Origin of the sequence: Streptomyces sp. MBT65 (assembly GCF_016612545.1) — a bacterium.
In the GTDB taxonomy this organism is placed as follows: Bacteria; Actinomycetota; Actinomycetes; order Streptomycetales; family Streptomycetaceae; genus Streptomyces.
The window spans coordinates 23,421-29,671 of the sequence record NZ_JAENRY010000066.1; the positions used below are offsets into that span (position 1 = coordinate 23,421).

Annotated in this window: 7 protein-coding genes; 1 reads left to right on the forward strand and 6 read right to left on the reverse strand. The window is 72.3% G+C overall.

The features are described from left to right. Window positions 1-3: 3 nt before the first annotated feature. Window positions 4-327, forward strand: a complete 324-nt coding sequence (locus JHN63_RS17335) for a hypothetical protein (protein ID WP_200681970.1) — start codon at window positions 4-6, stop codon at window positions 325-327. A gap of 41 nt (window positions 328-368) precedes the next feature. Here the strand turns inward: JHN63_RS17335 and JHN63_RS17340 are convergent, their stop codons facing one another. The 6 genes from JHN63_RS17340 to JHN63_RS17360 all read right to left on the reverse strand — a co-directional run. Beyond that, the gene (locus JHN63_RS17340; protein ID WP_200681971.1) at window positions 369-1,706 is read right to left on the reverse strand and encodes a protein kinase; all 1,338 of its coding nucleotides are present in this window, start codon (window positions 1,704-1,706) and stop codon (window positions 369-371) included. Continuing rightward, entirely contained in the window at window positions 1,707-2,648 is a 942-nt protein-coding gene (locus JHN63_RS17345) for a protein phosphatase 2C domain-containing protein (RefSeq protein ID WP_200681972.1), read from the reverse strand. Continuing rightward, window positions 2,642-3,307: a tellurium resistance protein gene (locus JHN63_RS17350; protein WP_200681974.1), complete on the reverse strand. Its 666-nt coding sequence runs from the start codon at window positions 3,305-3,307 to the stop codon at window positions 2,642-2,644. The genes JHN63_RS17345 and JHN63_RS17350 overlap by 7 nt, the downstream gene beginning before the upstream one ends. 59 nt (window positions 3,308-3,366) lie before the next feature. Then, window positions 3,367-3,492 carry a hypothetical protein gene (locus JHN63_RS53935; protein ID WP_267953770.1) on the reverse strand — a complete coding sequence of 42 codons (126 nt, stop codon included), beginning with the start codon at window positions 3,490-3,492 and terminating at the stop codon, window positions 3,367-3,369. Then, window positions 3,489-5,102 carry a hypothetical protein gene (locus JHN63_RS17355; RefSeq protein WP_200681973.1) on the reverse strand — a complete coding sequence of 538 codons (1,614 nt, stop codon included), beginning with the start codon at window positions 5,100-5,102 and terminating at the stop codon, window positions 3,489-3,491. The genes JHN63_RS53935 and JHN63_RS17355 overlap by 4 nt, the downstream gene beginning before the upstream one ends. After that, window positions 5,099-6,251 (reverse strand): GTPase-associated protein 1-related protein (locus JHN63_RS17360; RefSeq protein ID WP_267953771.1); only part of this gene is annotated, 1,153 nt, incomplete at its 5' end. The genes JHN63_RS17360 and JHN63_RS17355, both read right to left, overlap by 4 nt.

The window sequence follows — 6,251 nt, forward strand, 5'->3', positions numbered from 1 at the left end:
GACATGAGCACGTTCAACTTCAACGGCGGCGGCAACATCCACAACAGCCACATCGGCGACCACGGTCACGTCGTGAACAACGGAACGGACTCCGCGACCGTCCTGCACCTCGCCGAACAACTCGTCGACCGGATGCGCGGCGAGTACCCGACCCTGGTCCCTCAAGCCCAGGTGATCCAGGGCGAGTTGGTGCAGGCGGGCGAGGAGGGCCGGGCCGTCCATCGGGGCCGGGTCCGGGCCGCGCTGGAGACCATCACCATCGGCGTCGGGGCCGGCACCGGCGGGCTCGCGCTCATCGAGCAACTGAAGCACGCGCTCGGCCTGTGAAGCGGCAGGGGCACCCGGCCTCAACAGGGCGCCCCTGCAGCTCACTTCGCCTTGACCACCGCCCGGGCCCCGCCTCCCAGGTCCAGTTCGAGACCGGACCGCAGCGGCACCGTCTGACCGGGACCGATCTGCTGCGAGGTGCCGTCGGAGCGCGTTCCCGTCCATGTCTGCTGTGAGCGGTTGGCGATGCCGAACCGGCCCGGTTTCGCGGGGTGTTCGACCAGTTCGGCGACCAGGCTCGCGTCCGAGCAGTCGTGCCGGGTCGGCTCCGCCTGGAGGTGGTGGGCCTGCACCCGGGCCGCCCGCCCCAGCCGGATGTGGTGCTCGGTGCGCGGCGGGGGAGTGGTCACCACCAGCCGGGGCGGCAGCACGAGCCGGGTCCCGCAGCCCCAACAGGCGCGGGGCGGCGGGTTCTCGCCCGGTTCCGTCATGTTCTGCCGGCCGCACGAGGCGCACTCCACGACCGAGTCCAGTACGGCCCGCAGGGCGTCCCGCCACTCCGTCTCGCGGACCCGGGCCGACGGATCGTGCAGCCCGACCGTGAACTGGCGCCGGAACAGGTCCTGGAGCTTCCCCGCCGCCGCGCTCCAGGTGGCCAGCACCGTCGCGTGCTCCACCGGATCGGGCGCGTTCGAGTCGTCGGCCGGGTCGAAGACGAACAGCGGGCTCTTGCCGTACAGCTTGCGCTCCGCCGCCTCGTCGAGACAGTGGATGCCCAACTCCCGTTTCCCCTTCAGCGGGTGATGGTTCATCAGGAACATGAACAGCAGCACGGCGAGCGAGTGCAGGTCGGACTGGGTGCCGGGGCGGGCGCCCGGCTCGGCGCGGACCAGTTCCGGGGCCATGAACTCCATCGTCCCGGAGATGCCGCTGACGTCCCCCTCCACCACCGCGTTGTCGTTGTCGCAGACCAGCACGTCACCGCTGTCCGGGTCGAAGAAGATGTTGCCCCAGGAGATGTCCCGGTAGGCGATGCCCCGTGAGTGCAGCGCCTGGTACGCCTCCACCGTGTACAGGCACGCCGTCAGCAACGCGCGCGGTGTGGTGCGCAGTTGACGCCGGAACAGCGCGGGCAGCCCCTTGAAGTGGTCCGGGCGCAGCCCCATGAGGTACCCGAACGACCCCTTGTACGCGGGCACATACGCCTCGGGCCACAGGAACCGGTCGTCGTCGAAGTCGCGGTCCACCAACTCCCGTACGATCGCGTCCTGTTCCGCGGTCGCGCAGGTCGGGTAGTACCACTTGAGGGCCCTGTCGCCGCCCGGGGTCTTGGCCCGGTACACCTCGCCCTGACCGCCCGCGCCCAGCATGTCGACGATCTGGATCTCTTCGCCGTTCTGCGCGGTCAGCCGCGTACCGCTGTCGAGCATGCCGCTCATCTATGTCTCCGTCTTCCGTTCCGTGTCCATGGGCGAGTCCTCCGCGGGGGTGTCCGGGGCGGGGTCCGGAGGGGCCTCCGGGTCCGGCGGGCCGCCCGTCACCGCCGACACATGCCGTAGGGCCGCCGCCAGGGTCGTGTCGTCGCCCGAGTACTTCGACGCCTGCTCCAGCCACTGGGGGAGCACCTCGCGCACCCCCTCGTAGCCGTCCGCCGCCAGTCGGCCGTCCAGGCCCGCCACGAACTGCCGGTAGCCGTCGGCCGAGGCGAAGCTCTTCGACAGGCCGTCCGTCGACAGGACCACCAGCCGCGGGGTGCGGGCCTGGTCGAACACCGGTGCCCAGTGCATCCGCACCGCGCTCCACGCCTCCTTGCCGCAGAGCGACTCCGTCTCGTCGCCGAGATCCTCCTCGGCGGGGGCCAGCGGCCGGCTCAGCGTGCCGTCGTGCTCGACCACCGCGAGATCGCCGTCGCCGATCTGCCAGGCCACGAACAGCCACGGCGTCAGCACGGCGCCGATCAACGTCGTGCCGTAGAGCAGGAGTTTCTCGCTCTGCGGTGGTTCCGGGGTGCCCGCGTCGGCGACCGGGCGGTGACGGTCCCAGTGGCCGAGGGCCTCCTCGCGCCAGTCCTGGACGAGGGCGCGCGGGAAGTCGTCGCGGGCGTAGGTCATCAGCCGGGCGAGGCGGCCCGGTTCATGGCAGTCGCGGGCCGCGCGGGCGAACAGCTCGGCCCGGCCCACGAAGCGGTCCACGGCGAAGCGCGCGCCGATCTCGCTGCGGGTGTAGCGGGCCGAGCCGTGTCCGTCGGCCACCGCCAGCAGCAGCGGGTCCTCGCCGGAACCGGAGCCCTGGCAGGTGAACCAGTCCTGGTTGCGCTTCTTCCCGACGCCCCGCACGCTGTCGGCCAGCGTCTCCCACCGTCGCACCCCGAAGGTCACCACACGTCGTCATCGTCGTCGTCGATGACCGGCGGCGCGTACGGCTGCTTGGTGAGGGTCGGGCCGGACGAGCCGCCCGCGACCGGCTGCGAGGCCGCCTTCACCGCCGCCGTCGACGCCCAACGGATCGCCGCAGCAAGCTGTTTGGGGCTGTTGGCGTCGAGCGGCTGCAACTCGGGGTTGCCCAGGAACTCCTGGAGCACACTGCGGTCCGCGTCGGCGCCGATCGCGATCGCGACCCGTACCGCCTTACGGCCCCACGGTGTCGCGTCGATCGCCTTCAGCCCCGCCCGCCAGTCGTCCGTGGGCCCTCCGTCCGACACCAGCGCCAGCACCGGCTTCAGCGCGCGCTGCGGCATCGGCGGAGTCTGCAGTTCGCGCGAGACCAGGTGCAGGGCCTCGCCGAGGTTGGTCATGCCGTCCACCTCGACGTCCTGCCAGGTGAAGTCGTCGACGGGGACGGGGGTTTGATGCAGCCACTGGGCCGTGGTGGAGAACGTGACGGTCCGCAGCAGCAGTTGGGCCGCCGGGTTGTCGTGCGCCACCGACCGCATCTCCGGGATCGCTTCTCTGATCGCGTAGTTGAGCCGGGCGATCTTCTCACCCTGCATCGAGTACGAGCAGTCGAGCAGCCAGATGAAGTGGACCGGCCGGTTCGCCATGGGCCCGCCGGGAATGTCGCTCACGCTGTGTCCTTTCTATGAGTCGGGGAGGAACAGATCTATGAGTCGGGGAGGAACAGATAGGCCAAGTAGGTCAGGGTGGCCGCCGTGAGTACCAGTGAGGCGACGAACAGGCCCGCGAGCAGCCGCCGTCCGTGTCCGACCGGTGGGGTCACCTTCGTCATGCCGTGGTGTACCTCTTCCTCTTCTCCGGTGCGGCGCCCGGTGTGCCGGTGAGGGCGGCGGTCTTCAGCCCGGAGACCGCGAGCAGCCACAACACCGGCTCCGCTGCCCGGCGTTGCTCGCTCTCCAGCGATCCGGCGCCGGTGGCGGCATGGGCGCTCACCGCCCAGTAGCGGGCCTCCTTGAAGTCGTGTCCGAGGGCCCGGACGAGTCCGCCGAGGCCGATCTCCTCCAGCCAGGAATCGACCTGCGCCCCCGGTCGCGGCAGGGTGACCAGCCGGTCCAGGACATCCCGCTTGGTGACGACGGCCGCCACGGACAGCCGCCCGCGCCGACGGCCGGTCAGCGCGTTCAGCTCACCGGTGAGCCGCTGGTACGTCTCCCACGGACCCTGCGTGGACGGGCGGGCCGACCCGACCCGTTCGGCGTCCTCGGTGCCGAGCAGCCGTCCGCGCACCTTGAGGTCGGCCAGCACGTCGGCGACCAGGACGACACCGTCCGTGTGCGCCAAGTACTGCTGGGCGCGCACCCGTTCGGCCTCGCTCACCGACTCGCCCATCGGGTCGTAGAGATAGAGCAGCCGCCGCCGTCGGCCCCGGGTCACCGTCAGCATCAGGGCGCGCGGCTGGCCGCCTGTCGTGGCATGGGCCCAACCGGTGCTGCGCAGCTCCTGGTTGAGGTCGTTGAACGTATGGCGGTCGTCGGCGGAGGCGTAGTCGACGCGCAGGTCGCCGTGCCGGTCCCAGGCGTGCAGGCCCTCGACCATGGCCGCCATCAGCATCGTCTTGCCGGAGGAGGTGCCGCCCACCAGCGGGGCGTGCACGACGCGGGTGGTGCCGACGATCTCGGGCAGCACCCGGTCGCAGTACGGGCACAGCGCGGTGAGCTTGCCGCGCCCCGCGAGCCGGGTCGTGGGCAGCCGCTGCCCGCACACACAGCCGTGCCCCAGCACGCCGTACCGTCCGGGACGCAGGGACTTGTGCGGCTTCGCGCAGCCGGCGCAGCGGTGCACGGCCAGCGGGACCGGGCGATAGCAGCCCGGATAGGGGCACTTGACGCGGATACCGCGGGTCAGCGCCCAGCCGCGCTCCACCCCGCGCAGCACCGGGACCGCCGTCGCGGAGCCCAGCCAGACCAGGCCGACCAGCAGCCCGAAGTACAGCAGGGACACGGCGAGGAGGACGGTGGCGAGCACCGCGCCGAGCAGTGCGCCCACGAAGGTGCCCGGCGCAAGGAGGACGTAACCGAAGCGGTTGATCGGCGCCCGGCCGCGGCGGCCCGACGGGTGCCGGCCCAGGAACAGGTTCCGTACGTTCCGGCGCAGCCACACATCGCGGAACGCCGTCCACACGACCCGCATCCCGTAGGCGCCCGCCGTCCACGCGTCCACCCACAACTGCCGCCAGTAGTAGCCGAGATGGGCGGGTTCGGCGCCCGCGGCGACGAGCGGGACGCGCTGGTCGGGGCGGCCCGGCTGCCAGGGGCCCAGGCCCTGCCACACGGCCCGGGTGCCGATCCACAGGAACACCCACAGCACCCGGCCCAGGCACAGCCCGACCGCGACGAGCCCGGTCCAGACGGCCAGGACCAGCAGCGGTGAGGCGGCGGTCATCGGCGGCCTCCCTCGGTCGGTGGTTGCACGTCCCCGGGCCACACCTCGGTCTGGTCCGGGCGCCGTCCACGTCCGGACAGCCGCCCCGCGAGACGCCCCAGCGCGCCGGGCCGGTTCCACGCCCGATACGCGTCGAGCTTGCCCCGGCCCGCGCGCCCGAGCACCGCCTCGACCTCGGTCTGGTCCTCGGCGGGCAGCGCCCGTACGACCGGCCGCAGCACCTTGCCGAGCAGGGCGGTCCGGGTCTCGTCCCAGGTCGGATGGGTTCCCGGGAACGCGCTCCAGTCGCAGAACCGGGCGGCGACATACGCCGGCGAGGTCCGCAGCCGGTCGCCCACGCGGTCGGAACGGCCCGCCTTCTCGTACGTCTCCAGCAGCCGAGGTTCACCCGAACGAGCCAGCGCGTACAGCTCGTTGGTCGGCACCTGTCCTTCGAGGAGCCGCCACGCGAGGACCTGGAAGGCACGGTCGACGACCGGGTCCGGCACCGGCTCGGCGGCGCCGTTCTTCAGATTCAGCACCCTCGTGACCCACTCGTCGCTCTCCCCCTCGGTGCCCAACAGCCCGGCCAGTTCCAGGAGAAGCAGGGCCGCGCGCTGCCCGGGCCGCAGCTCCGTGCTGAAGCAGCGCAGCAGGTCCTCCGCGAGCGCCGGTACGTCACGGTCGTCCGGGGGCGCGGTGAGGGCGGCCTCGATCAACAGGTCCCGGGTACCGGCCGTGCGGTGGGTGTCCGACCCCAGCTCGTTCAGCAACAGGCTCGCCTCCAGGCCCGTCGGCAGCTCACCGGGCCAGGTGAGACTCAGCGCGGTGCGCAGCACGGCGGGGTCGGCCAGCGGCGAGACACCCGCCGTCCGCAGCACCTCACGGAACCGCGCGAGCCGGTCGCGCGCCCCGACGGGCGTCACACACATCCGCAGATGCGGAAAACCGGGTTGGAGGCTCATGGGCAGCCCGGACCCGGTCAACGCCCTTGCCACGGCCGCCGGTTCGGCCGCGGCGAGCGCGTTGAGCGACCCGAACAGCGCGACCCGCAGCCCGGGATGAGCGTGCACCGCGTCGAGCAGCGCGGGCGGGCAGCCCACGGCGGGGCGGGTGCCGCCCCCCGGGGGTTCGGAGGGCGTCGGCTGTCCGGGTGCCTGCGGGTCGCGG

Coding starts and splice junctions, on each gene's coding strand:
- JHN63_RS17335 (WP_200681970.1), top strand. CDS start 4: ATGAGCACGTTCAACTTCAACGGCGGCGGCAACATCCACAACAGCCAC.
- JHN63_RS17340 (WP_200681971.1), bottom strand. CDS start 1,706: ATGAGCGGCATGCTCGACAGCGGTACGCGGCTGACCGCGCAGAACGGC.
- JHN63_RS17350 (WP_200681974.1), bottom strand. CDS start 3,307: ATGGCGAACCGGCCGGTCCACTTCATCTGGCTGCTCGACTGCTCGTAC.
- JHN63_RS53935 (WP_267953770.1), bottom strand. CDS start 3,492: ATGACGAAGGTGACCCCACCGGTCGGACACGGACGGCGGCTGCTCGCG.
- JHN63_RS17355 (WP_200681973.1), bottom strand. CDS start 5,102: ATGACCGCCGCCTCACCGCTGCTGGTCCTGGCCGTCTGGACCGGGCTC.